The 24,033-nt window shown below is 35.4% G+C and carries 23 protein-coding genes and 1 tRNA gene; 20 read left to right on the top strand and 4 right to left on the bottom strand.

From position 1 onward, the window contains the following. Window positions 1-346 precede the first annotated feature (346 nt). Window positions 347-420, top strand: a tRNA-Ala gene (locus G9C87_RS16205). Window positions 421-756: 336 nt separating this feature from the next. Beyond that, window positions 757-951, top strand: coding sequence for a bacteriocin-like protein (locus G9C87_RS21010; RefSeq protein WP_407933714.1), 195 nt, complete (start codon window positions 757-759; stop codon window positions 949-951). A 189-nt stretch (window positions 952-1,140) separates the two neighbouring features. Here G9C87_RS21010 and G9C87_RS16200 read toward each other — a convergent pair whose 3' ends face one another. Beyond that, window positions 1,141-1,791, bottom strand: a complete 651-nt coding sequence (locus G9C87_RS16200) for a hypothetical protein (protein ID WP_172283031.1) — start codon at window positions 1,789-1,791, stop codon at window positions 1,141-1,143. Window positions 1,792-1,944: 153 nt separating this feature from the next. Here G9C87_RS16200 and G9C87_RS16195 point away from each other — a divergent pair, with 153 nt between their 5' ends. The 18 genes from G9C87_RS16195 (at window position 1,945) to G9C87_RS16110 (ending at window position 20,063) form a co-directional block, all read left to right on the top strand. Next, window positions 1,945-2,514, top strand: coding sequence for a C40 family peptidase (locus G9C87_RS16195; protein ID WP_228457032.1), 570 nt, complete (start codon window positions 1,945-1,947; stop codon window positions 2,512-2,514). Between the two features lie 15 nt (window positions 2,515-2,529). Next, the gene (locus tag G9C87_RS16190) at window positions 2,530-2,856 is read left to right on the top strand and encodes a LytR/AlgR family response regulator transcription factor (RefSeq protein WP_172283029.1); all 327 of its coding nucleotides are present in this window, start codon (window positions 2,530-2,532) and stop codon (window positions 2,854-2,856) included. A 108-nt stretch (window positions 2,857-2,964) separates the two neighbouring features. Continuing rightward, window positions 2,965-3,327, top strand: coding sequence for a DUF2255 family protein (locus tag G9C87_RS16185; RefSeq protein ID WP_172283027.1), 363 nt, complete (start codon window positions 2,965-2,967; stop codon window positions 3,325-3,327). Between the two features lie 173 nt (window positions 3,328-3,500). Then, on the top strand, window positions 3,501-4,313 hold the full coding sequence (locus G9C87_RS16180; protein ID WP_172283025.1) for a 2,3,4,5-tetrahydropyridine-2,6-dicarboxylate N-succinyltransferase: 813 nt from the start codon (window positions 3,501-3,503) through the stop codon (window positions 4,311-4,313). A gap of 28 nt (window positions 4,314-4,341) precedes the next feature. Beyond that, complete coding sequence (locus G9C87_RS16175) at window positions 4,342-5,511, top strand: glycosyltransferase family 87 protein (protein WP_172283023.1); 1,170 nt, start codon at window positions 4,342-4,344, stop codon at window positions 5,509-5,511. 4 nt (window positions 5,512-5,515) lie between these two features. Beyond that, on the top strand, window positions 5,516-6,445 hold the full coding sequence (locus G9C87_RS16170; protein ID WP_172283022.1) for a glycosyltransferase family 2 protein: 930 nt from the start codon (window positions 5,516-5,518) through the stop codon (window positions 6,443-6,445). Continuing rightward, window positions 6,446-7,222: a polysaccharide deacetylase family protein gene (locus G9C87_RS16165; protein WP_172283020.1), complete on the top strand. Its 777-nt coding sequence runs from the start codon at window positions 6,446-6,448 to the stop codon at window positions 7,220-7,222. It abuts the gene before it with no gap. Beyond that, window positions 7,219-8,316: a glycosyltransferase family 4 protein gene (locus G9C87_RS16160; protein WP_172283018.1), complete on the top strand. Its 1,098-nt coding sequence runs from the start codon at window positions 7,219-7,221 to the stop codon at window positions 8,314-8,316. Before G9C87_RS16165 ends, G9C87_RS16160 begins: the two co-directional genes overlap by 4 nt. Before the next feature lie 248 nt (window positions 8,317-8,564). Then, a complete protein-coding gene (gene hisG / locus G9C87_RS16155; protein ID WP_172283016.1) occupies window positions 8,565-9,422 on the top strand; it encodes an ATP phosphoribosyltransferase in 858 nt (285 codons plus the stop codon). A gap of 2 nt (window positions 9,423-9,424) precedes the next feature. After that, window positions 9,425-10,708: a histidinol dehydrogenase gene (gene hisD, locus G9C87_RS16150; protein ID WP_172283015.1), complete on the top strand. Its 1,284-nt coding sequence runs from the start codon at window positions 9,425-9,427 to the stop codon at window positions 10,706-10,708. Beyond that, complete coding sequence (gene hisC / locus G9C87_RS16145; protein ID WP_172283013.1) at window positions 10,709-11,734, top strand: histidinol-phosphate transaminase; 1,026 nt, start codon at window positions 10,709-10,711, stop codon at window positions 11,732-11,734. Window positions 11,735-11,736: 2 nt separating this feature from the next. Beyond that, complete coding sequence (gene hisB / locus G9C87_RS16140) at window positions 11,737-12,831, top strand: bifunctional histidinol-phosphatase/imidazoleglycerol-phosphate dehydratase HisB (RefSeq protein WP_172283011.1); 1,095 nt, start codon at window positions 11,737-11,739, stop codon at window positions 12,829-12,831. 1 nt (window position 12,832) lies between these two features. After that, entirely contained in the window at window positions 12,833-13,411 is a 579-nt protein-coding gene (gene hisH, locus G9C87_RS16135) for an imidazole glycerol phosphate synthase subunit HisH (protein WP_172283009.1), read from the top strand. Between the two features lie 2 nt (window positions 13,412-13,413). Continuing rightward, the gene (gene hisA / locus G9C87_RS16130) at window positions 13,414-14,136 is read left to right on the top strand and encodes a 1-(5-phosphoribosyl)-5-[(5-phosphoribosylamino)methylideneamino]imidazole-4-carboxamide isomerase (RefSeq protein ID WP_172283007.1); all 723 of its coding nucleotides are present in this window, start codon (window positions 13,414-13,416) and stop codon (window positions 14,134-14,136) included. Continuing rightward, window positions 14,129-14,893, top strand: coding sequence for an imidazole glycerol phosphate synthase subunit HisF (hisF, locus tag G9C87_RS16125; RefSeq protein ID WP_172283005.1), 765 nt, complete (start codon window positions 14,129-14,131; stop codon window positions 14,891-14,893). Before hisA ends, hisF begins: the two co-directional genes overlap by 8 nt. Beyond that, window positions 14,880-15,467, top strand: coding sequence for a bifunctional phosphoribosyl-AMP cyclohydrolase/phosphoribosyl-ATP diphosphatase HisIE (gene hisIE, locus G9C87_RS16120; protein WP_172283004.1), 588 nt, complete (start codon window positions 14,880-14,882; stop codon window positions 15,465-15,467). The genes hisF and hisIE overlap by 14 nt, the downstream gene beginning before the upstream one ends. 231 nt (window positions 15,468-15,698) lie before the next feature. Next, window positions 15,699-17,819 (top strand): TonB-dependent receptor, encoded by a 2,121-nt coding sequence (locus G9C87_RS16115; RefSeq protein ID WP_172283002.1) that lies wholly within the window; start codon window positions 15,699-15,701, stop codon window positions 17,817-17,819. Between the two features lie 246 nt (window positions 17,820-18,065). Then, complete coding sequence (locus G9C87_RS16110; protein WP_172283000.1) at window positions 18,066-20,063, top strand: glycoside hydrolase family 97 protein; 1,998 nt, start codon at window positions 18,066-18,068, stop codon at window positions 20,061-20,063. Window positions 20,064-20,131: 68 nt separating this feature from the next. Here the strand turns inward: G9C87_RS16110 and G9C87_RS16105 are convergent, their stop codons facing one another. From G9C87_RS16105 to G9C87_RS16095, 3 genes are all read right to left on the bottom strand, one after another. Continuing rightward, window positions 20,132-21,310, bottom strand: coding sequence for a M28 family peptidase (locus tag G9C87_RS16105; RefSeq protein WP_172282999.1), 1,179 nt, complete (start codon window positions 21,308-21,310; stop codon window positions 20,132-20,134). A gap of 128 nt (window positions 21,311-21,438) precedes the next feature. After that, window positions 21,439-22,623, bottom strand: coding sequence for a M28 family peptidase (locus G9C87_RS16100; protein WP_172282997.1), 1,185 nt, complete (start codon window positions 22,621-22,623; stop codon window positions 21,439-21,441). A gap of 127 nt (window positions 22,624-22,750) precedes the next feature. Next, the gene (locus G9C87_RS16095; RefSeq protein WP_172282995.1) at window positions 22,751-23,926 is read right to left on the bottom strand and encodes a M28 family peptidase; all 1,176 of its coding nucleotides are present in this window, start codon (window positions 23,924-23,926) and stop codon (window positions 22,751-22,753) included. Window positions 23,927-24,033 lie beyond the last annotated feature (107 nt).

Genomic DNA, 24,033 nt, shown 5'->3' with positions numbered 1-24,033 from the left:
GTAGACGTCATTTTCTATGTTTTTTCAATAAAAAAAGCTTCCCATATCGGGAAGCTCAACGACTGTAAAAACGATGAAAAATTATAAGTATAAATTTAAGTGTACTCTTATAATACATTTATGATTGCAGTCATAAAGACTGCGGATGATAGAAAAAAGTTAAAAATAGACCTTGGAAAAAATGAATTGTAATCCTGGTACAGCTATTTATTTCTGAGCTTACTAAATTTTGTATTTATTATTCAGTTCATTACAGAAGTTTATAAATAAAATTTTAGAAAATATTTGTATATGCGCTATAAATACTTACTTTTGTACCGCTTCAGAAAATGAAGTTCACAAAAATGGGGAATTAGCTCATCTGGCTAGAGCGTTAGACTGGCAGTCTAAAGGTGACGGGTTCGATCCCCGTATTCTCCACAAACAATGAGCAATCCCTTTATATAAAGGGATTTTTTATTTCAATAATAAGCCTGATACACAAAAGCACAATTATTTTTTATAAACTCATAAATAGCTCATTGCTTAAGTTTTTTTACGTATACATTGAGTATGTTTTCCATTAAATTATTTTACCGTTTTAGCAAATAGATTATTTATTGTAACTGATAATAAAATCATTATAAATAAATTGTTAAAAGCACTGATAAAGTTTTACAATTGTTATTTCATATTTAAAATTAGCTTTATTTTATTTATTTGCATTGTATATTTCTTTATTTTTATTATATTCACAATTCATAAAATAAAACTACTATGAAAAATCTAAAAAAAGTTTCAAGAGCGAAACTAAAGCAAGTTAACGGAGGGGGCCCTGACAAACCAGATACCGGAATCGGAACAGATCCAACAGGTCCAGCATGCGGAGGATCACATTGTCCAACTGCAGAATATCAATGTTGTTATCACCCAACTGGTAATTATTGTGTTACTACCCACTGTGACGATTAAGAAATACTTCCCTCAAATGAGGGATTTTTTGTTTCCTTTTTTACTGTTGCTGGATATATTTCAATTGCTTTTTAGGTTGCTGCTTTTGTCATATCCTGGCATGATGCATACTTAATATTTCAATATAAAGGGGAGCTAAAAAAATATATGAAAGGGGAGCTAAAAAAATATATGACGGAATGGTTTACATTACACAAACCCTATATTTAAAATCTCACCTTTTCTTTTCAAAACCATAAAATAAAGGAGAAGATCATCGTCAGAAAAATGCTTTTCAAACCTGATCATTTCCGTGTCAGGTTTCAAAGCCTCGGTTTGTTCAAACTTTTCAATTGAATACAAGCTAGTATCTACCTTTAAAGTAACAATGGTAACTTCATCAGCTTCATCTTTTTTATCAATATGAAGATTGTTCTCCCAAAGGTCAAATGAGACAAAAATATGGTCTGAAATAACCGGGATCTGTCCAAATTGAAACTCCTTGAGCAGTTTTTTTCCCTCTTCCAAAGACAATCCATTTTTTACATTACGGTTTCCTCTAGCTGAAATCTGATCCAGATCCTTAATTCTCGTCATTGTTTTCGCGAAACTTTGATAGAGTAGCGGGTCTCCAGCAGCCTTAACGTAATGGTCGAGGGCCTGGCGTATTATTTTACCCACTTTTGAGCAATGTCCGAATTCGGAACTGTTTTGTCTTACTTTTTCGTAGGAAGCGCTTTTTTTGAAAGCATTTTTATTAAACCCACTTTTCTTCCGAACGACATTTTTTCCGTTCAAAGTGTAAAAAACAAGGTCACCAACTGATCCTGTTAATTTAATTATGCTTTCATATGTGGCCATTTTCTCAAAATTAAACCCAAATATAATGATAATTAAATAAATACAAAATTTTAACATATATTTATAATATAGTTGTAGTATAGATTTTATATAATTAAAATATAAAATGTATATTTGTAGATAATTACGTACATCGGTAAAAATCAAGCAGATATGACAACAGGATTATTTATTGGAAAAATGAGAATAAAGCAGATTGCTGCTTTGCTGATTGTAACCTCTACTGTGATTTCATGCGGAAGCAGCAAAAGTGTTTCTTCAAAAAAGAGCAACACAAAAACAGTGGCAAGATCTGAAAACCTCAGACGTCTGGATTCAAATTTCAATGGGAAAGTGTCTGGCTCAATCAATAGTATTCTGAAAGATGCTGAAAAGTACATTGGAACTCCGTATAAATTTGGAGGCAGTACTTCTTCCGGATTCGATTGTTCCGGTTTTACGGTAAAAGTATTTGAAGAAAACGACCAGAAATTACCTCGAAGATCTTCTGATCAGGCAGATACAGGAAAGAAAATTGACATCAGTGAAGTGAAACCCGGGGATTTGCTGTTTTTTGCAACTGCAGGTGGAAGTAGGGTATCACATGTTGGCATTGTTCATGATATAGGAAACGATGGCGAAATCCGATTTATCCATGCTTCAACCTCAAAAGGGGTGATGATTTCTTCTTTAAATGAAAAGTATTGGAATAAAGCGTATCTGCATGCCCGAAGGGTTTTGTAATGAGTAATAGTATACATGGGAAATAAGAGATTTGCCTTTATCAAAACAGATAAAAAACTGATTAAACTTTTCTTTGATGATATTATCGTCATAAAAGGACTTGGTAATTATGTCGAAATTTATACCCGTGACCAGAAACGATATATTTACTATAAAACACTGAAAGATTTGATTGAAAATTTACCCGATGAATTTATGCGTATTCATAATTCATATATTGTGAATCTAACAAATATTGAATCTTTCGAAAATAATCAAATAATGTATAAAGATTTAAAAATTACTGTAGCGAAAAGCTATCGGGAATGTTTTACAAATACTTTACATAGAATGATGCTATAATCCATCCACATAGATATATCATGCAACAGAATACGATTCATAGCCAACTAAATAATTAATTTTTCTCGTATTTGCATTCAGGCTAGTTTTGTGAAAAATCAGAACAAAATGAATAAACAAATGGCTATACAGTATGTAAATGAAAGTGAAATTACTGGAATAAAAGCTGGTTTACAGCGGGAAACTTTTTTAGATATCTGGATGGTAGTTCTAAATGATCGAATTTTTGCCCGTTCCTGGGGCTTTGCTGAAAGAAGTTGGTATAATACTTTTTTAAAAGACTCTTGTGGACAAATAAAATGTGGAGATCACATATTTACCATCCAGGCTTGTATTCCAGCTGATCTTAACGACCTTATTTTTTCTACTAATCAGGCTTATTTAATGAAATACAGCACCAAACAATATGCAAAGCCGATAACCAGGCAAAAACATATTGATAAAACGATGGAATTTATTATTTGTGAATAGAAAAATATGAGTCCGATCCGGAATTGTATAAAATAATTGATATTGTTAATTTCTTACTATTTGTCATTTCTCTGAACTTGTATACTACAACAAACTTTTGTACTTTTATCGCCGGAAATAATGCATCAACGGGTCGTTATTTATACTTGAAAAAATTAATTTAAATTAGAAACATGTCGTTACAACAAACTATTGAGAACATCTGGGATAATAGGGACTTATTACAAAATGAAGATAGCCAGAAGGCGATAAGAGAAGTTATTTCTTTATTGGATTCCGGGGAACTTCGTGTTGCTGAACCTACGGAAAACGGGTGGCAGGTAAATGAATGGGTGAAGAAAGCTGTAGTTATGTATTTCCCGATTCAGAAAATGGAAACCATTGAAGTGGGACCATTTGAATTCCATGACAAAATTCCTTTGAAGAGAAATTATGCTGAAAAAGGAGTACGTGTTGTACCTCATGCTATTGCAAGAGAAGGAGCTTTTGTTGCTTCAGGAGTAATTATGATGCCTTCTTATGTAAATATCGGGGCTTATGTAGATTCAGGAACGATGGTGGATACCTGGGCAACTGTTGGAAGCTGTGCACAGATCGGTAAAAATGTTCACCTTAGCGGTGGTGTTGGCATCGGTGGTGTTTTAGAGCCATTACAGGCTGCACCTGTAATTATTGAAGACGATTGTTTCATTGGTTCAAGATGTATCGTGGTAGAAGGAGTACATGTGGAAAAAGAAGCGGTATTGGGAGCGAATGTAGTATTAACTGCTTCAACAAAGATCATTGACGTTACAGGAGATCAACCGATTGAGATTAAAGGTAGAGTGCCTGCCCGTTCAGTGGTAATTCCTGGAAGCTACACCAAACAATATCCGGCAGGGGAATATCAGGTTCCTTGTGCTTTGATTATTGGTACAAGAAAAGAATCTACAGACAAGAAGACTTCTCTTAATGATGCATTAAGGGAAAATAATGTAGCTGTATAAGCGCTTATCCATCTAATACTGCACAATTTTGAAAGATAAAGTTTTAAAATTTATACTAAACCCTAAATATATATTTGGGGTTTATCTTATTATATCGGTAGTTACTGCAATTTCCAAATATCTGAGAGGAGATTATGCTATCAACAACTATCTGATTTTTAAAAATGTATTTTTTAATACCATTCATCAGAAAAATTTATTTATCCATTATCCTGACCTCTATTTTGATTTGAATCATTATGGAGTTTTTTTTAGCTTATTGATTGCTCCGTTTGCCGTTATGCCGGATTGGCTGGGAATTTCACTCTGGAATCTGATTAATACTTTTGTATTTGTATTTGCCATTTATAAGCTTCCGTTTTCGGATTCCAAAAAGGCGATATTCGGATTGCTGTGCCTCCAGGAGTATATTACCGCTGCATTAAGTCTGCAGTTTAATGTAGCTCTTACAGGGCTTTTGATATTATCTGCAGTATACATCTATGAAAGAAAAGAAGTACGTTCGGCTACAGCGATTCTCATTGGTGTTTTTGTGAAAATATATGGTATTGTAGGATTGAGCCAGTTTTTCTTCATCAAAAATAAGATGAAGTTTATTATTTCGGGGATTGTAATTGCCGCATTGTTTTTTGTCATTCCTATGATCTATTCCACTCCTCAGTTTGTCATACAGAGCTATGCAGATTGGTTTCATTCTATTATAGAGAAGAATAATGAAAACCAGGTATTGGGAAATATGCAGGATATTTCATTAATGGGTTTTGTAAGAAGAGTTCTTGGGGATGCCTCCATTTCCAATCTTATATTTTTAGCTTTTGGCTTACCATTATTTGCTTTGCCATATGTGCGAATAAAACAATATAAAAATTATGCTTTTCAGCTAATGATTCTGGCTTCTACATTATTGTTTTTGGTGCTATTCAGCTCAAGTTCAGAATCACCTACGTATATCATTGCTGTTGTAGGAGTGATGATCTGGTTTTTTCTTCAGAAAGAAAGAACACCATTTATCATTGGATTGTTGATTTTTGTGATCATTTTTACTTGTTTTTCAACTTCAGATCTTTTTCCTAAATCAGTCAAAAATGATTATATCATCAAATATTCATTAAAAGCGGTACCTTGCATTGTTGTTTGGCTAAGAGTTGTATATGAACTTTTAACCAAAGATTTTGAAAAAAATTATAGCCTGAACTGATCCGATGAAAAAAATTTCTATTGTAATACCAGCCTATAACGAAGAAGGAAACGTAGCTATGATCCATCAGAAGATCAAAGAGGTTTTTTCCGGGTTAAAGGCTTATGATTTCGAAATTATATTTGTAAATGACGGAAGCAGGGATAATACACAGCAAAAACTTGAGGAACTGTCCGAGCTGTATGATGAAGTGAAATTTATTGAATTCTCAAGGAATTTCGGGCATCAGCCGGCAGTAAAAGCAGGGATGGATCAGGCTTACGGAAATGCTGTGATTTCTATGGACGGAGATCTTCAACACCCTCCGGAGCTGATTCCTGATATGATCAGAAAATGGGAAGAAGGCTATGATGTTGTATTAACGGTAAGGACCTATCCGAAAGAAATTTCTTTCTTTAAAAGGAAAACATCCGATTTTTTCTATAAGCTGTTATCTAATCTTTCTGATGTAAACCTTACTAAAGGCGGAGGATCTGATTTCAGACTTTTGGATGCCAGTGCTGTGGAAGTAATGAGGCAATTCAATGAAGATGATTTATTCCTAAGAGGACTGACAAGCTGGATGGGCTTTAAACAAACGGCTCTTAATTTCACAGCTAATGAGAGGTTGGCTGGTAAAAGCAGCTATAATCTTAAGAAGATGATAACTTTTGCTTTCACGGGAATAACGGCTTTCAGCGTAAAACCTCTTTATATTGCGGCTTATTTGGGATTCCTGTTTTCTGCAATATCAGTGATCGGCTATGGAATCTATGTGATTCATTCTTTTGTGTCTCATACAGAAATTTCAGGTTGGGCCTCTCTGATTATGACGATCGTATTTTTTGGTGGCTTACAGCTGATCATCCTTGGAATTATCGGGATGTATCTGGGTAAAATTTTTAAACAGGTTAAAGAAAGGCCTAATTACATTATTAAAAATAAAAAATTATAAATGGTTTTATTAAGTTTTGACATCGAGGAATTTGATATGCCATTAGAGTATAAAGGAGAAATTCCTTTTGATAGGCAGATCTCTATTTCTCAGAAAGGATTGGAAAGAATACTTGACCTTTTGAAAAAACATCAGGTAAAAGCGACTTTTTTTTCAACTGTTGTCTTTGCAGAAAACAGTAAACATTTAATCGAAAGATTGTTAAGTGAAGGACATGAACTGGCTTCCCATACATGGTTTCATTCTGAATTTGAGGAAAAGCATTTAAAAGAATCCCGGGAGAAACTTGAAGAGTTATTTTCAGCAAAAGTTACCGGCCTTCGGATGCCAAGGATGATGCCTGTTAATGAAATGGCAGTGGAAAAAGCGGGTTATTCTTATAATTCTTCGATTAATCCAACCTTTTTACCGGGAAGATATAATAACCTGAAAGTATCCAGGACCTATTTTAAAGAGGGAAATGTTACCCAGATTCCGGCTTCTGTTTCTCCAAATTTCAGGATTCCTTTATTCTGGCTGAGTTTCCATAATTTTCCCCTTTCCATCTATAAAAAAATAGCTTCAGATAGCCTGAAGAAAGATAAGTATCTTAATATATACTTTCACCCTTGGGAGTTTGCTGAAATTAAGGATGAAGCCTTTAAACTTCCCGGCTTTACGGTGAAAAATTCCGGAATTGATATGGTCGAAAGGTTTGATGAATTCATAGGATGGCTGAAAAATAAGAAGTATAGCTTTGGAACATTTCAGGAATTTCAAAAAAAGATAGAATCATGAAGATTGCTTTTGACGCTAAACGTTTTTTCCATAATACTTCCGGGCTGGGTAATTATTCCAGGGATCTTGTAAGAATTCTTTCAGAATATTTTCCTGATAATCAGTACCTGTTACTCAATAAAAATAAATCCGACAGGGGGGCAGATATACTTCAAAACCCTAATGTTCAGTTTGTTGAAACCTCCAAAGGAAGTATGTCCCGTCAGTTCAAAATGGGAAAGGATGCCCAGAAAAGCGGAGCCGATATTTTTCATGGTCTATCCGGGGAATTGCCTTTAAAATGGGACAAAAAACCAATAAAGAAGGTTGTAACGATTCATGATCTTATTTTCGTAAGATATCCTCAGTATTACTCATTTTTTGACCGCAAGATTCATTTATGGAAATTTAAAAAGGCGGCGCAAAGTGCAGACAAAATTATTGCTATTTCAGAACAGACCAAAAACGATATTATCCAATATCTGAAGGTACCTGAAAATAAAATTAAAGTTATTTATCAGGGTTGTCACAAGGCTTTTAAAGAACAGCAGCCCGAAGATTTGATTAAAGCTACAAAAGAAAAATTTAAACTTCCGGAAAGATTTATTTTAAATGTAGGGACTATTGAGGAGCGTAAAAATCTTTTAAATGTTTTAAAGGCTATCAATGGAACCGGAATTCCTTTGGTTGTTATAGGACGGAAAACCGGATATTATAAGAAACTGGAAACCTTCATCAGGAAGAATAAATTAGAAAATCAGGTTCACTTTTTAGAAGGAGTTTCTATGGATGAACTGGCCGTTATCTATAAGTTTGCTGATATTTTTATTTATCCCAGTTTATTTGAGGGATTTGGAATCCCTGTTATCGAAGCGCTTTTTTCAAAAACCGTTGCCATAACAAGTAATATAAGCAGTCTGCCGGAAGCGGGAGGAAAGAACTCCGTTTATATTAATCCGGAAAATCATTTGGATATTCAATCCAAAATACAATTTTTATGGGATAATCAGGCCGAAAGAAAACGTCGTGCTGATCTGGGTTTTGAGTTTGTTCAGAAGTTTAATGACGAACCTATTGCACAGGAACTGATGAATTTATATCATGAAATTTTGTAAAAAAATTTTGTTATTTAAAAATAAGTCCTACATTTGTACCACAATTTTCAAACATGAAACCGAATTTTTTAACACTACATCATTATCATCATCATCTCTGCTAAGACGGAATTGATTGATAGTAGCCTGTGTTAAAATCAAAAAATAATTAAAAACCGTCTGAGTAACAGACGGTTTTTTTGTTTTAAATTCTTCCCGGAAACTTTTCAAAAATACTTTTCATTTACTCAGACCCAATATGTGCAACAATGAGTAAATTAAAAATTGCCATCCAGAAGAGCGGCAGACTTTATGAAGATTCTTTACAGCTTTTAAAAGATTGTGGAATTTTCGTTAACAACGGAAAAGACCAGCTAAAGGTTTCTGTAGACAATTTTCCATTTGAAATCATGTATCTCAGAAACTCTGATATCCCTCAATACCTTGAAGATGGTGTGGTGGATATCGCTATTGTAGGCGAAAACCTGCTGGTAGAAAAAGAAAAGCAAATTGAAATTGTTCAGAAGCTCGGATTTTCAAAATGCAGGGTTTCTCTAGCAGTTCCCAAAGATGTAGAAACCGATGAACTGAATTATTTTCAGGGAAAGAAAATTGCTACATCATATCCTAACACCCTTAAAAAATTTCTGGCAGAAAATGCTGTATCAGCAGATATTCACGTTATTTCAGGCTCTGTTGAAATTGCTCCCAATATAGGATTGGCAGACGGGATCTGTGATATTGTAAGTTCGGGAAGCACTTTATTTAAAAACGGATTAAGGGAGACTATCACCTTATTGAAATCTGAAGCAGTACTTGCTAAAAACCTTCAGTTGAATGAGGAAAAAGAAAACATTCTGAATCGGTTTTTATTCAGGGTCAAGGCTGTGCTCAAAGCAAAAAATTCCAAATACATCCTTATGAATGTACCTGATGATAAGATCAAAGATATTTCCAGAGTGCTTCCGGTTCTTAAAAGTCCTACCGTACTTCCCCTGGCTGAAAAAGGGTGGAGCAGTATTCACTCCGTTATTGACGAAGAAAGGTTCTGGGACGTTATTGATGAACTCAAGGACAACGGAGCACAAGATATTCTTATAATTCCAATCGATAAAATGGTGATTTAATTATGTTTATACACAGATATCCTAAAAAAGAAACATGGAAGGAGCTGGTTAAGCGTCCGGCCCGGAAAAAAGAAGAAATCTCAGAAATTATTTCAGAAGTATTCACGAAGATAGAAGAGGAAGGTGATAAAGCATTGCTTGAATTTACGAAGAAATATGATTCTGCTGATATTGAAGAAATAGAAGTTTCCCAAGTCGAGATTGAACAGGCGGAATCTTTGGTCAGCCCAGCGTTAAAAAAGGCAATTCAGGAGGCGAGCGAAAACATTACAAAATTTCATGCTCTGCAACAACCGGAAACGAAAAAGATAGAGACTACAAAAGGAGTGATTTGCTGGCGGGAAAATCGTGCGGTTGATAAAGTAGGGATCTATATTCCCGGAGGAACTGCGCCTTTATTTTCAACAGTTCTGATGCTGGCTATTCCTGCCCGTTTAGCAGGATGTAAAGAAATTATTCTGTGCACTCCTCCGGATAAAAATGGAAATATTAATCCTGCCATTCTTTATAGCGCAATGATTTGTGGGGTGACCAGAATATTTAAAGCAGGAGGAGCACAGGCTATTGCGGCAATGGCTATCGGAACGGAAAGTATACCAAACGTATATAAAATATTCGGGCCCGGAAATCAGTTTGTGGTGGCAGCAAAAGAATATGCACAAAACTATGGGGTAGCCATTGATATGCCTGCAGGACCAAGTGAAGTTCTGGTTATTGCAGATCAACAGGCAGTACCTGCTTTCTGTGCGGCTGATCTTCTTTCCCAGGCAGAACACGGAAGTGACAGTCAGGTTGTTTTTATTTCTACAGATTTTGGAATATTTAGTGAAACGATCAAAGAAATAGATAATCAAATCAAAAAACTTCCCAGGAATCAATTTGCAGAAGAGTCTTTAAACAACAGTTATTTTATTTTACTGAATACGGTAGAAGAAGCAATAGAATTCAGCAATTTATATGGTCCGGAACACCTTATTCTGGCAATAGAAAATTTTGAGGGATTTATTTCTTCAATTCAAAATGCCGGGTCCGTGTTTTTAGGAAACTATTCCTGTGAAAGCGCCGGAGATTATGCTAGTGGAACCAATCACACACTTCCTACCAACGGATTTGCACGCAATTACAGCGGTGTTTCATTGGACAGTTTTGTAAAGAAAATCACTTTTCAGGAGCTTTCAGCAAAAGGCTTGCAGAATTTGGGAAAAACAATAGAAATAATGGCAGAGGCAGAAGGATTATTTGCCCACAAGAATGCCGTTTCAATACGATTAAAAAATAAAAAATAGATGAAACAATTAACGATCAGTCAATTTGTACGGAAGAATATTTTAGAGCTACAACCTTATATCAGTTTCAGGGATCATAATGAATTTGAATCACCGGTTCTAATGGATGCCAATGAAAGTCCTTTTGGAGAGTTTAACCGGTATCCGGATTCTACCCAGAAGAAGCTTAAAAATAAAATTGCAGATCTTAAGGAACTATCTCCAGAGCAGATCGCAATCGGAAACGGAAGTGATGAGCTTATAGACCTGATCATAAGGATTTTCTGTGAGCCCAAAAAAGAGTCTATCATGATGATGAATCCATCTTTTGCGATGTATGCATTTTATGCTACGATCAACGAAAACAGGGTGATCAAAATGGATCTTGACGAAAACTTCGAGATTATCAAGGAAAACTTTCTCAAGATATCCATGGAAAACCGGCCTAAGATATTTTTCCTTTGTTCGCCTAATAATCCTACGGGGAACAGTGTCGATGATATTGAATTCTACTTACAGAATTTTGATGGAATTGTAGTAGTCGATGAAGCCTATATTGAATTTTCAGATAAAAAATCCAGCCTGGAATTGCTGATGAAATATCCAAACCTTATCGTTCTTCAGACTTTTTCAAAGGCTTGGGGAAAAGCGGGAGCAAGAGTTGGGATCGCCTATGCTTCTAAAGAAATCATTAATCTCATCAACACAGTGAAGGCTCCTTATAACGTTAATTCTTTAAGCCAGGATTTGATTTTAAAAAGCATCGATCAGATAGATGTGTTTCAGCAGAATGTTGAAAATATATTAATTGAAAGAGCCTGGTTAGACAATGAGCTCAAAAAACTTCAATGCGTGACCAAAATTTTCCCTACTGATGCCAATTTTTTCCTGGTTGAATTTACCAATGCAGACCAGGTGCATCAAAAGTTACTGGCCAATGAGGTACTTACCAATAAAAGGGCTCCGGCCATTCCTGATTGCATACGCATCAATATCGGAACAAGAGAAGAAAATATGAAATTAATTGCTGTTTTAAATAGAGTGTAATTATGAAAAAAGTACTGTTTATAGACCGTGACGGGACACTCATTATTGAGCCTGCTACAGATTTTCAGGTTGATTCTTTGGAGAAACTGGAGTTTTATCCGGGTGTTTTTCAAAACCTTTCCAAAATAGCCAGGGAACTGGATTATGAGTTGGTAATGGTAACCAATCAGGATGGATTGGGAACTGAAAGCTTCCCTTACGAAAACTTTATTAAGCCTCAGGAGAAAATGTTGAATGCTTTTAAAAATGAAGGAATAATTTTCAATGATATATTAATTGATAAAAGTTTTGAACGTGAAAATCTTCCTACCCGAAAGCCAGGAATCGGGATGCTTGGTCAATACATCTATGGAAATTATGATCTTGAAAACTCATACGTTATCGGAGATCGATTGACAGATATTCAGTTGGCCAAAAATTTAGGATCAAAAGCAATTTTTATCAGTGAAACGGCTGATGATAATGCTGCTTTGACAACCAAAGACTGGTCGGAAATTTATCAGTTTTTAAAAGATATGCCAAGAAAAGCAAAAGTTGCAAGGAAGACTAATGAAACAGAAATAGAAATTGAAGTTAACCTCGATGGGAAAGGCAATTCCAGTATTTCAACAGGACTGCACTTTTTTGATCATATGCTTGAGCAAATTTCAAAGCATGGAAATTTAGATCTAAGTATTCAGGTGAAGGGAGATCTGCAGGTAGATGAACACCATACGATAGAAGATACGGCCATCGTTCTGGGGCAGGCTGTTCTTAAAGCATTAGGAAATAAGAAAGGGATTGAAAGATATGGCTTTCTACTTCCGATGGACGACTGTCTGGCCCAGGTGGCTCTGGATTTTGGAGGGAGACCATGGCTGGTTTGGGATGCTGATTTTAGAAGAGAAAAAATAGGAGATGTTCCTACTGAATTGTTCTTCCACTTTTTTAAATCATTTTCCGATGCATCTCAATCCAACCTGAATATTAAAGCGGAAGGAAGCAATGAACACCACAAGATCGAGTCTGTTTTTAAGGCTTTTGCCAAAGCTTTAAAGATGGCTGTAAATCAGACCGATCAGAATTTTAATTTACCTTCAACTAAAGGAAGCTTATAAGATGATTGCAATTATTAAATATAATGGCGGAAATGTACAATCCGTTCAGAATGCCTTGGGTAGGTTAAACGTGGAATCAGTGGTCAGTGATGATTTTACTATTATTCAACAGGCTGATAAAGTGATTTTCCCTGGCGTAGGAGAAGCATCTTCAACAATGGAACTTTTAAAGGAAAAAGGACTTGATACGTTTATCCCCGGGTTAAAACAGCCGGTATTGGGAATATGTTTGGGAATGCAGCTGATGTGTAAAGATAATGAAGAAGGAAATACTAAAGGGATGGGAATTTTTGATATCAATGTCAAAAAATTTCCGGCGAATGATATCGTTCCTCATATGGGATGGAATACGGTAAACGATTTGAAGAGTCCTGTTTTTTCAGGTATTGAAAAAACAAATGACCTGTATTTCGTGCACAGCTACTATTGTGAGCTTTCTGAGTATACGACTTCTGTTTGTGATTATATACTTCCATTCAGTGCATCATTACAAAAAGACAATTTCTTTGCTACCCAGTTTCACCCTGAAAAGTCCGGGAAAGTGGGTGCAAGATTACTTCAAAACTTTTTAAATCTGTAATTATGAAGATCATTCCCGCTATTGATATTATTGACGGAAAATGTGTACGCCTTTCAAAAGGTGATTATAACACAAAGAAAGTATATAACGAAAGCCCCCTTGAGGTGGCAAAAGAGTTTGAAGATTCCGGTATTCAGTATCTCCACCTGGTAGATCTGGACGGAGCTAAATCCAGGCATATTGTAAATCAGAAAATATTGGAATCAATTGCTCGCGAGACTTCCTTGCAAATTGATTTTGGAGGAGGATTAAAAACACCGGAAGATATTGAGACGGCTCTTAATGCTGGTGCAAGTCAGGTGACTATCGGGAGCATTGCAGTTCAGGATCCGGAACTCTGTTACACTTTAGTCAGCAAATACGGTCCTGAAAAAATTATTCTCGGAGCTGATTGTGAAAACAGAAAAATAAAAACTTCCGGATGGCTTGAAGAAAGTCAAATTGATGTACTCTCTTTTATCCTTCAATATAAAGAAAAAGGAATTAGGCAGGTAATCTGCACGGATATTTCTAAAGACGGAATGCTGAAGGGACCGTCAATCGATCTGTATCAGGATATTTTAGGGAATGTTCCTGTTAATCTGATTGCCAGTGGAGGAATTTCAGGTATCGGGGATGTATATAGGATGAAAGAAATAGGCTGTTCCGGAACGATCATCGGAAAAGCTATTTACGAGGGGAAAATTGAATTAAAAGAACTTCAGAACTTTATTGAAAATGCTTAAAAAAAGAATTATTCCATGTCTTGATATTAAAGATGGGACAACCGTGAAAGGAATTAATTTTGAAGGACTCCGAAATGCAGGAGATCCGATCAGCCTGGCTAAAAAATATGAAATTGACGGTGCAGACGAACTGGTCTTTCTCGATATCACAGCCACTATTGAAGAAAGAAAAACCTTTGTAGAACTTGTCCGGGATATCGCAAAAGAATTAAGCATTCCTTTTACAGTTGGCGGAGGAATCAATTCTATTGAAGATGTAAGAAAACTTCTTGAAGCGGGAGCAGATAAGATCAGTATCAATTCTTCTGCTGTCAAAAAACCACAGCTTATCACAGATCTGGCCAATGAATTCGGAAGTCAGTGTATTGTGGTTGCCATTGACACAAAATTCGTGAATAATGAAGATTGGGTACACATTAAAGGAGGAAGAGAAGCAACAGAGCTGAAAACTCTGGAGTGGGCTAAAAAAGCTGAAGTTTTAGGTGCCGGTGAAATTCTTCTGACATCAATGGATGGTGACGGAACTAAAAAGGGATTTGATATCAGGATAACCAAAGCGGTGTCTGAAATTGTCAATATCCCCGTAATTGCTTCAGGAGGGGCAGGAACAATAGGAGATTTTACAGAAGTATTTCAGGAAACGAAAGCTACCGGTGGTTTGGCTGCGAGTATTTTCCATTTTGGAGAAATTCATATTCAGGATGTAAAAAAAGAATTATTATATAAAAAAATACAGGTAAGAAATGATCAATTTTAATAAAACAAACGGGCTGGTTCCGGTTATTATACAAGATGTACGGACTTTACAGGTTTTAATGCTCGGCTATATGAATGAAGAAGCATGGAACAAAACCAGGGCGGAAGGAATTGTTACCTTTTTCAGCCGGTCAAAAAACAGATTATGGACAAAAGGAGAGGAGTCAGGGAATTTTTTAACGGTAAAAAGTATCGATATTGATTGCGATCAGGATACTGTTTTGATAAAAGCTACTCCTAAAAATGTGGTTTGTCATACCGGAAGCTTTAGCTGTTTTGGTGAAAAAGATTCCAAGGGATTTTTATATGAGCTGGAGGAAAAAATAGGACAAAGAATTGATGATAAAACAGAGGGGTCTTATACCTACTCACTATATCAGAGAGGTATCAACAAGGTTGCCCAGAAAGTAGGTGAGGAGGCTGTAGAGCTGGTAATCGAAGCAAAGGACGATAATGAAAAATTGTTTAAGGATGAAGCTGCGGACCTGATGTATCACTTTTTAATTCTGTTGAAAGCCAAAAACTTTTCCCTGAAAGACATTGAACGCGTTTTGTTGGAAAGGAATGGAAAATAAAAACATTTGGCACATTATATTAGATCTGTGTTAGCTAGTAAACATGACATTTATCTTTTAATGTGTAAAAAATAAAATTACTTAATTGAATTTTTGGATTTTTTACATTAAAATAAGTTTTTATAGGTCAATCGTTTTTCATTTTATCTGATTGGGTTGACTCTGCCTGATTTAGTAAAATATTAAAAGCATTACTTTTGCCTTTTAATTATTCTAAATAAGAACACGTAGATGAAAAAAAATATTTTTTGTTTGGGAAGCTTAATCGCAGCTTCCTTAATACATGCACAAAAAAAAGATTCACTTGATCAAAGGAGACTTGAAGAAGTTATTATCACAGCATCAAGGTCCCCCGAAATTGTAAAAAAGACGGCTTCTACAGTACATATTATCCATAAAAAAGAAATTGAAGAGCAGTCTCTGATATCTCCAGATCTCAGTAATATATTAGCATATAAAGTTCCGGGACTTGCTTTTGGTAATAATCTCGTAGGAAATAGAGGCCAAACCCTGAGGGGTAGAAATGTACTGATCATGATCGATGGTATTCCTCAATCAAGTCCGTTACGAAATAATGACAGGGAGATCAGAAGTATTGATCCGTCAGTACTTGAACGTATTGAAGTTGTTAAAGGAGCAACATCCATTTATGGAAATGGTGCAGAGGGCGGTATTATCAATTATATCACTCAGAAAAATACTAAGAGCAAACCATTTTCAGGAAAAACAGTTTTGGGCTTTACCAGTCATGATTTATTCAATAGTAATATGTTCAAATCGGACGGTGGCGCTGGCTACAGGGTTTCCCAGAGTTTTTTTGGAAACTTAGGAAAGTGGGATTACCTTATTAATGGTACAATTACTCAGAATGGAGTGAAAATAGACGGTGATGATTTGGTTCAAAATCCAAGATATGGATTAGGAGAAACCAGTGTAGGAAACGTATTCGGAAAAATAGGATATAATATAGATGATGATAATAGAGTGGAGTTAATGTATAATTATTATTCCAGTTTACAGGATTCTAAATATATTCTTGATATCGGAAAGTATGGAGAAAGACCTTCTACAGGAAAATTAGGAAACAGAGAAGGGGTGAAAGAGGGAACAAGATATAATCACAACGGATATTTAAAATATATCAATAAAAATATTTTCCATCAGACTTCCCTCAATACAACGCTTTATTTTCAGGACTTTTATACAATCTATGATTATCGTAACCCACCAAGATGGAAAACAGGGGGACAATCGGCTATTTTGGAAAAGAAATATGGATTCAGGGCAGATTTTAATACTGAATTTAAAAAAGGAAATGAGCTGATGGGTTCTTTAACCTATGGTCTTGATTTACTCAATGAGAAAACAAGCCAGCCTTTGGTAGACGGAAGAATATGGGTTCCTGAAATGAATATGCTGGCGGCTGCTCCTTTTGTACAAGGTAAATTGTTTATCACCAAAGACTTAACTGTTAAAGCAGGATTGCGATGGGATAAGATGTCTGTAAAAGTTCCGGATTATACTACATTGCCTTCTGGAAATGCCTCTGAATTTAATGTGCAGGGAGGCCGGTTAAATTATTCCAATATATCATATAATGTAGGAGTAAGTTATGTTGCAATTGACTTTTTCCAGCCTTTTACCTCTTACTCAAGAGGATTTAATATTTATGATTTAGGACGAGTGCTGAGAGATGCTAAAACTAATGTTTTAAATGAAATCAATGCGGATCCTGTTGTTATTGATAATTACGAGATTGGATTTAACAGTAAAATTGGCCGGGCTGTTGATTTCTCAGCGAGTTATTTTTATAATTATTCAAAATTGGGGGCAGACTTGGTCTCTGTAAACGGATTTTGGACGCCTTTGAGAGCGCCACAATACATTAGTGGAGTAGAGCTGGCAATGAACGTATATCCGACCAGAGGATTAAGTATAGGAGCTAATTATACTTACCAGGAAGGAAAAGTAGACGTGAAAAATGATAATAGCTACGATAAATATTTGAGCGGATTGAGGATCGCTCCAGCCAGACTTAATTCTTATATCAAATGGAATAATAAATCCCAGAAGCTTCAATTGGGAGTTTATCATATGTACTCCTTTAAAAGAGAACAATTTGAACCGGTATCCGGAAAATATCAGGAAGGAGAAGGTCCTGTAAAGGAATTTAACCTTTTTAATTTTCAAGGGAGTTACCAATTTAATAATGTAATTACGGTAGGATTAGGAATAGAAAATGTCTTGAATAAAACCTATTATACTCCAACTTCAATGTACACTGCACGAGATGCAGAGTATGTAAGAGGAAACGGAAGGTATTATACCTTGTCTCTGAATTTTAATTACTAGACTAATTTTAGCTATATGAATAATGAAATCCTATCTGCTTTTAGATAGGGTTTTGTGTTTTAAAGAATATAATCCTCTTTGTCCATGTAATCTTTTGCATTCTGAGCGCCATAGCAGTATTAGGCATAAAAAACTTATAAAGCAGATGAAATTTTCAAAACATTTTTCATAATTTACATTTTATTTTCAAAACAACCTTAAAGAATATGTCATAAACAGAATTTGTACAAATACCCAGTAATATTTATGAAAAAAAATGATTTTATTATTTTCATCTTATTCTGTCTGATACTTTTGCCTACAGGGGTTTCAGTTCAAAAACAATTAATACTCACTTCTCCTAATAATAAACTGAAAACCTTCATCAACGTAGGTAAAACAGTAGAGTATTCCTTGCTACACAATGGAGATGTAATGCTCGACAAATCTGCTATTTCCATGACACTTGATGATGGATCTTTCTATGGGAAAAATGGAAAACTTTTAAGATCGTCAGAAAAAAAAGTTAACCAGACTTTCAATGTGCGGATATATAAACGCCAGCAAATTAAAGACTATTATAATGAACTGATATTAGAGTTTAAAGATTATCATATTATTTTTAGAGCTTATGATGAAGGGATTGCTTACAGATTTGTGTCTTTAGCTAAAAAGCCATTTAAAATAATGGCTGAACAAGCTGAATTTAATTTCCCTGCAGATCAAAAAGCTTTTATCAACTATACCAATAAACCGGAAACAGCTCCTTTGGAAAAACAATTTTTCAACTCGTTTGAACAACCTTATTTTCATTATCCTTTATCCGAATGGAATAAGAAAAGACTCGCTATCAATCCTTTACTTGTAGAAGGGGTAAAGGGTAAAAAGCTTTGTATTGCCGAGTCTGATCTGATCAATTACCCGGGAATGTTCTTATATCCGGGAGATAAATCCAATAGTTTAAAAGGCGTATTTGCACCTTACCCGAAAGAAGTTCAGCAAGGGGGACATAATAATTTGCAGATGCTCATAAAATCTCGTGAAAACTTTGTTGCCCAATTCGATAAAGGGACAGACTTTCCTTGGCGAATCATTATTATTTCCGAGAAAGACTCAGATTTGACAGATAGTGATATCGTCTATAAATTGGCAACTCCTTCTCAGGGAGATTATTCATGGGTGAAACCAGGAAAAGTAGCCTGGGATTGGTGGAATGATTGGAATTTGTACAATGTAAATTTTAAGACCGGGGTTAATAATGAAACCTATCGATATTATATCGATTTTGCTGCTCAATATGGAATAGAATATGTGATTCTTGATGAAGGTTGGGCAGTCAATAAGAAAGCAGACCTCTTTCAGGTAGTGCCTGAAATCAATCTGCCGGAATTGATTGCTTATGCAAATTCCAAAAAAGTAGGGCTTATTCTTTGGGCTGGTTATTATGCTTTTGATCGTGATATGGAAGCTGTTTGTAAACATTATAGTGAAATGGGAATCAAAGGTTTTAAAGTAGACTTTATGGATCGGGATGATCAGATCATTGTTGACTTTCACCGGCGAGGGGCAGCAATGGCTTCAAAATATAAGTTGTTGATAGATTATCATGGGACATATAAACCTACAGGGCTACAACGAACCTATCCTAATGTTATTAATTTTGAAGGGGTAAACGGATTGGAGCAAATGAAATGGGCAGATCATCTTGACCAGGTGACCTATGATGTAACCATTCCATTTATCCGACAGATAGCAGGTCCAATGGATTATACTCAGGGAGCAATGCGTAATGCAACCAAAGATAATTTCAAAAGTGTTGATAGTGAAGCTATGAGTCAGGGAACACGATGCCGTCAGCTGGCAGAATATATAGTCTTTGAGTCTCCGTTAAATATGCTTTGTGATAGCCCGTCAAATTATATGGCAGAAACGGAATGTACAGAATTTATTGCTAAGGTTCCTACCATTTGGGATCAAACCATAGCTTTAGATGGTGAGGTCGCAAAATATGTAGCAATAGCCCGTAAAAAAGGAGATGATTGGTATATGGGTGCTTTAACCAACTGGGATGCACGTACTGTAGAATTAGATTTATCATTCCTAGGAAAAGGCAATTTCAAAGGTGAAGTATTTAAAGATGGAATCAACGCGAATCGTGTTGCTAAAGATTACAAAAAGGAAGTCATTGACATTCCAGCCAATAGAAAATTAACCGTATCAATGGCGTCAGGAGGAGGTTACGTAATAAAGATCACAAAAAAATAAAGAATTATAAAAACCAAAAGCTTTCTATTTTTAGAAAGCTTTTGTATTAAGATATATAGTATAAGTGATTATTCAATCATAATTTTTCTAACTACTGTATGCTCATCGGCTTTAAGGTTTCCTAAATAAACCCCTTTTGGCAAATTAGAAACATTAATTCTTGTCTGGTTTTCTTGCTTAAGTAAAGACCGACCTAACAGATCGGTGATTTCAAAACTGAAGTTGCTAACGGAAGATGGTAATTCCAGGCTCAGAATATCTTTTGCCGGATTGGGATAAATTTTAACGGATTCAAGCGTATTTGCAGCGGTTTCTTTGGTATTTAAAACTAAAGATGCCGTAGTGGATGCTACTGCAAAATGCTGAAGTGCCCCCACTGTTGCTTTTCCTACATTGAAAATATATACAGGGTCTGTATTCGCAAAGGTATCATTCACAGTATGCGGATAACTGCTTCTCTTATACTCAAAATATCCTGTAATCACTTCTCCTTTCTGTTCAAAAGGGATATAGTCCGTATCTTCTGCCGGATCAATCCCTGTAAGTAGTGGAGAATATAGAGTAGTACAGGTCACCAGCTGTTGTGTAACCGCACTTGATGCCGCATTATTGCTGCTTACTCCTCCCTGATCCTCATCACAGTATATTCTGTTATTTACATTCCCCATTTTTCCACCTACCTGGTCAAGATTGAATACCAATTTTATATCCAGCTTTCGAACACCATTTTGATAAGCTACATTGTTTACATAATGGGAACTTCCTCTTAATCCCTGTTCTTCTCCGGAAAAATGAATAAACTTGATAGAATATTCTGTCGGAACATTTCTAAGGATCCTGGCAGCTTCCAGTATAATTGAAGTACCACTACCGTTATCATTGGTTCCCGGACCTACGATGCTATCAAAGTGCCCACAAATAATAACATATTTATTAGGATATACTGTTCCTGTTTTGGTGATGATCAGGTTTTTGGAACTTGTGCTTCCAAAGGTAAAAGGATCCTCAACAATCTGGCTTGCTGTGTAGCCATACGATAAATATTTGTTTTTGATCCACGTAAGCGCATTGGCATTATTGGTAGAACCTGTTGTTTTTACACCAAGATTTTGGAACTGCTGCAGATTGGTTGTAATATTGGTTTGTGTAACCTGGTTTGCCCTGTCCTGATAAACTTGAATGAAGCTTTGAGATTGTAATTGCTGGCCTAATAAAGCGCAAAAAAGAAGAGTAATTATATTTTTCATTGTTAGGTGATTTTTGTAAAAGTAATCATAAAATCACAATGAAAGAATAAAAATATTATGTAATAAATAAAAAATGCTCTTATTGTTGATAATAAAAGCATTTTTGTAATTGAGAGATATTTGATGATTTATTTTTCTATAACAATTTTTCTTGTTGTAGTCTGACCTTTGGCTTTTATAATGACTAGATAAGCTCCTTCCTGCAAACCGGAAATATCGATTTTTCTTTGATTTTCTTTTTTGATCAGAATATGTCCTAAAAGATCTGTCAGCTCAAAGTTGAATTCTTTAATGGTATCAGGTAAGTCAATAGTTATAATATCTTTTGCCGGGTTAGGATAGATCTTTACTGATTCTATTGATGCCTGAGCTTTTGTTTCTTCTGTGTTTAGAACCATTGCTGCGGTTGTAGATGCAACGGCAAAATGTTGGAGCGCACCAACAGCAGCTTTACCTACATTGAATACATATACAGGATCTATATTGGCAAAGGTATCATTTACCGTATGCTCATTATTGCTCCTGATATTCTCATAAAAACCTGTGATAATATCTCCGTTTTCTTCAAAAGGAATATAGTCTGAAGCATATGCGGTAGCCATCACTGTCTGAAGAGGAGAGTACAGACTTGTACAGGTTGCCAACTGCTGGGTGAAAGAGCTCGATGTTGCATTATTGGCGGAGCTTCCGTTAACTCCCTTTTCACATTTTATCTTATTGTTGTTATTTCCTAATTTACCTCCCACCTGATCAATATTGAAGACCAGTCTTATATTAAGTTTGCGAACTCCGTTTTGAAAAACTACATTATCCGCATAGTGGTAGCTCCCGTAAAGTCCCTGTTCCTCTCCTGAAAAATGAATGAATTTTATTGAATACTGGGTAGGGATATCTTTTAAAATTCTTGCGGCCTCTAATAAAATTGAAGTTCCGCTTCCGTTATCACTTACGCCGGATCCTGTTACCGTATCATAATGGGCGCAAATAATTACATACGTATTGGGATATGTTGTCCCTGTTTTCGTAATGATCAGATTCTTTGAACTCGTACTTCCAAATGTAAAAGGATCTTCAACGATTTGACTGGCTGTATAGCCATAAGACAGGTACTTATTTTTTATCCACGTCAGAGTATTCGCATTGTTCGTGGAACCTGTAGTTTTGACACCAAGGTTTTCAAATTGCTGTAAATTCGTTGTAATATTGGTTTGAGTAACCTGATTGGCTCTGTTCTGATAGGCCTGAATAAATGTTTGAGATGATAGTTGCTGACATAGCAGGCAAAAAATTAGAAAAGTAATTATATTTTTCATTAGTTGGTGATTTTTGCAAAAGTAATAATAAAATCACAATGAAAGAATATTAATTTTGTAGTATAAATAAAAAATGCTTTTATAACGTGTAATAAAAGCATTTTTAAATTATTTTTTTAGCGGTGAGTTATTTGCTGATTACTACTTTCCGTACAGCGGTATGATCAGCAGTTTTTATTATAGCTAAATAGGCACCGTTTGTCAGAGAAGAAACCTGGATCGCTTTCTTATTATTCTGTTTAATTAAAGTGTGGCCTAGCAGATCTGTTAATTCAAAATTAAAATCATTAATCGTATTTGGCAGGTCAATTGTCAATACATCTTTTGCCGGGTTAGGGTAGATCTTTACAGATTCTAATGATTTCTGTCCTTCTGTTTCGCTTGTTCCCAAATTCAGAGTTGTTGCTACAGCAAAATGTTGAAGAGCACCAACCGCTGCCATACCTACGTTGTAGACATATACAGGATCTATATTGGCAAAGGTATCATTTACCGTATGTTCATTATTGCTTTTGATATTCTCATAAAAACCTGTAATGATATCTCCGTTTTGTTCAAAAGGTATATAATCTGAGGAATACGCGTTAGTAATTACAGTCTGAAGAGGGGAGTAAAGACTTGTACAAGTGGCCAGCTGTTGTGTAAACGCACTTGAAGTTGCATTATTGGCAGAGCTTCCGTTAACGCCTTTCTCACACTTTATCGTATTATTGTTATTGCCAAGTTTACCACCTACCTGATCTATATTAAATACCAGTCTTATATTCATCTGACGGATATTATTCTGAAAAACCACATTGTCTGCATAATGATAGCTTCCTTCCAGTCCCTGCTCTTCTCCTGAAAAATGAATGAATTTAATAGAATATTCTGTTGGAATATCTTTTAAGATTCTTGCAGCTTCCAATATAATAGACGTTCCGCTTCCATTGTCGCTAACTCCGGAACCGGTTATGGTATCATAATGTCCACAGATAATTACATAGGTATCAGGATAAACAGTTCCTGTTTTGGTAATAATTAAATTCTTAGAACTGGTACTTCCAAAGGTAAAAGGATCCTCAACCATCTGACTTGCACTATATCCGTAAGACGTATATTTATTTTTGATCCAGTTTAAAGTATTGGTATTATTTACAGAACCTGTTGTTTTTACACCCAGGTTTTCAAACTCGTGTAAATTAGCTGTAATATTGGTTTGTGAAACCTGAGTTGCTCTGCTTTGGTAAGCCTGAATAAAGCTTTGTGCCTTTGCGCTATAAATAGCAATGGAAAAGAGAAGTAGAGTAGTTATTTTTTTCACTTGATAAAAGAATTACAGAATTATTATATTTTTAATGAAACAAATGTATATAATAAAAAAATCCTGAGCAAAAAACTCAGGATTTAATATTGATAACAAAAAATTTT

This window comes from Chryseobacterium sp. LAM-KRS1, from assembly GCF_013184525.1.
Lineage (GTDB): Bacteria > Bacteroidota > Bacteroidia > Flavobacteriales > Weeksellaceae > Chryseobacterium > Chryseobacterium proteolyticum.
Note: the sequence above shows the minus strand (reverse complement) of the source record. Positions and strands in the feature narration are given on the sequence as shown.

Coding starts and splice junctions, on each gene's coding strand:
- G9C87_RS16100 (WP_172282997.1), bottom strand. CDS start 22,623: ATGAAAAATATAATTACTTTTCTAATTTTTTGCCTGCTATGTCAGCAA.
- hisH (WP_172283009.1), top strand. CDS start 12,833: ATGATTGCAATTATTAAATATAATGGCGGAAATGTACAATCCGTTCAG.
- G9C87_RS16105 (WP_172282999.1), bottom strand. CDS start 21,310: ATGAAAAATATAATTACTCTTCTTTTTTGCGCTTTATTAGGCCAGCAA.
- hisD (WP_172283015.1), top strand. CDS start 9,425: ATGTTTATACACAGATATCCTAAAAAAGAAACATGGAAGGAGCTGGTT.
- G9C87_RS16190 (WP_172283029.1), top strand. CDS start 2,530: ATGGGAAATAAGAGATTTGCCTTTATCAAAACAGATAAAAAACTGATT.
- hisA (WP_172283007.1), top strand. CDS start 13,414: ATGAAGATCATTCCCGCTATTGATATTATTGACGGAAAATGTGTACGC.
- G9C87_RS16170 (WP_172283022.1), top strand. CDS start 5,516: ATGAAAAAAATTTCTATTGTAATACCAGCCTATAACGAAGAAGGAAAC.
- G9C87_RS16115 (WP_172283002.1), top strand. CDS start 15,699: ATGAAAAAAAATATTTTTTGTTTGGGAAGCTTAATCGCAGCTTCCTTA.
- G9C87_RS16185 (WP_172283027.1), top strand. CDS start 2,965: ATGAATAAACAAATGGCTATACAGTATGTAAATGAAAGTGAAATTACT.
- G9C87_RS21010 (WP_407933714.1), top strand. CDS start 757: ATGAAAAATCTAAAAAAAGTTTCAAGAGCGAAACTAAAGCAAGTTAAC.
- G9C87_RS16180 (WP_172283025.1), top strand. CDS start 3,501: ATGTCGTTACAACAAACTATTGAGAACATCTGGGATAATAGGGACTTA.
- hisF (WP_172283005.1), top strand. CDS start 14,129: ATGCTTAAAAAAAGAATTATTCCATGTCTTGATATTAAAGATGGGACA.
- hisC (WP_172283013.1), top strand. CDS start 10,709: ATGAAACAATTAACGATCAGTCAATTTGTACGGAAGAATATTTTAGAG.
- G9C87_RS16110 (WP_172283000.1), top strand. CDS start 18,066: ATGAAAAAAAATGATTTTATTATTTTCATCTTATTCTGTCTGATACTT.
- hisG (WP_172283016.1), top strand. CDS start 8,565: ATGAGTAAATTAAAAATTGCCATCCAGAAGAGCGGCAGACTTTATGAA.
- hisB (WP_172283011.1), top strand. CDS start 11,737: ATGAAAAAAGTACTGTTTATAGACCGTGACGGGACACTCATTATTGAG.
- G9C87_RS16165 (WP_172283020.1), top strand. CDS start 6,446: ATGGTTTTATTAAGTTTTGACATCGAGGAATTTGATATGCCATTAGAG.
- hisIE (WP_172283004.1), top strand. CDS start 14,880: ATGATCAATTTTAATAAAACAAACGGGCTGGTTCCGGTTATTATACAA.
- G9C87_RS16160 (WP_172283018.1), top strand. CDS start 7,219: ATGAAGATTGCTTTTGACGCTAAACGTTTTTTCCATAATACTTCCGGG.
- G9C87_RS16200 (WP_172283031.1), bottom strand. CDS start 1,791: ATGGCCACATATGAAAGCATAATTAAATTAACAGGATCAGTTGGTGAC.
- G9C87_RS16195 (WP_228457032.1), top strand. CDS start 1,945: ATGACAACAGGATTATTTATTGGAAAAATGAGAATAAAGCAGATTGCT.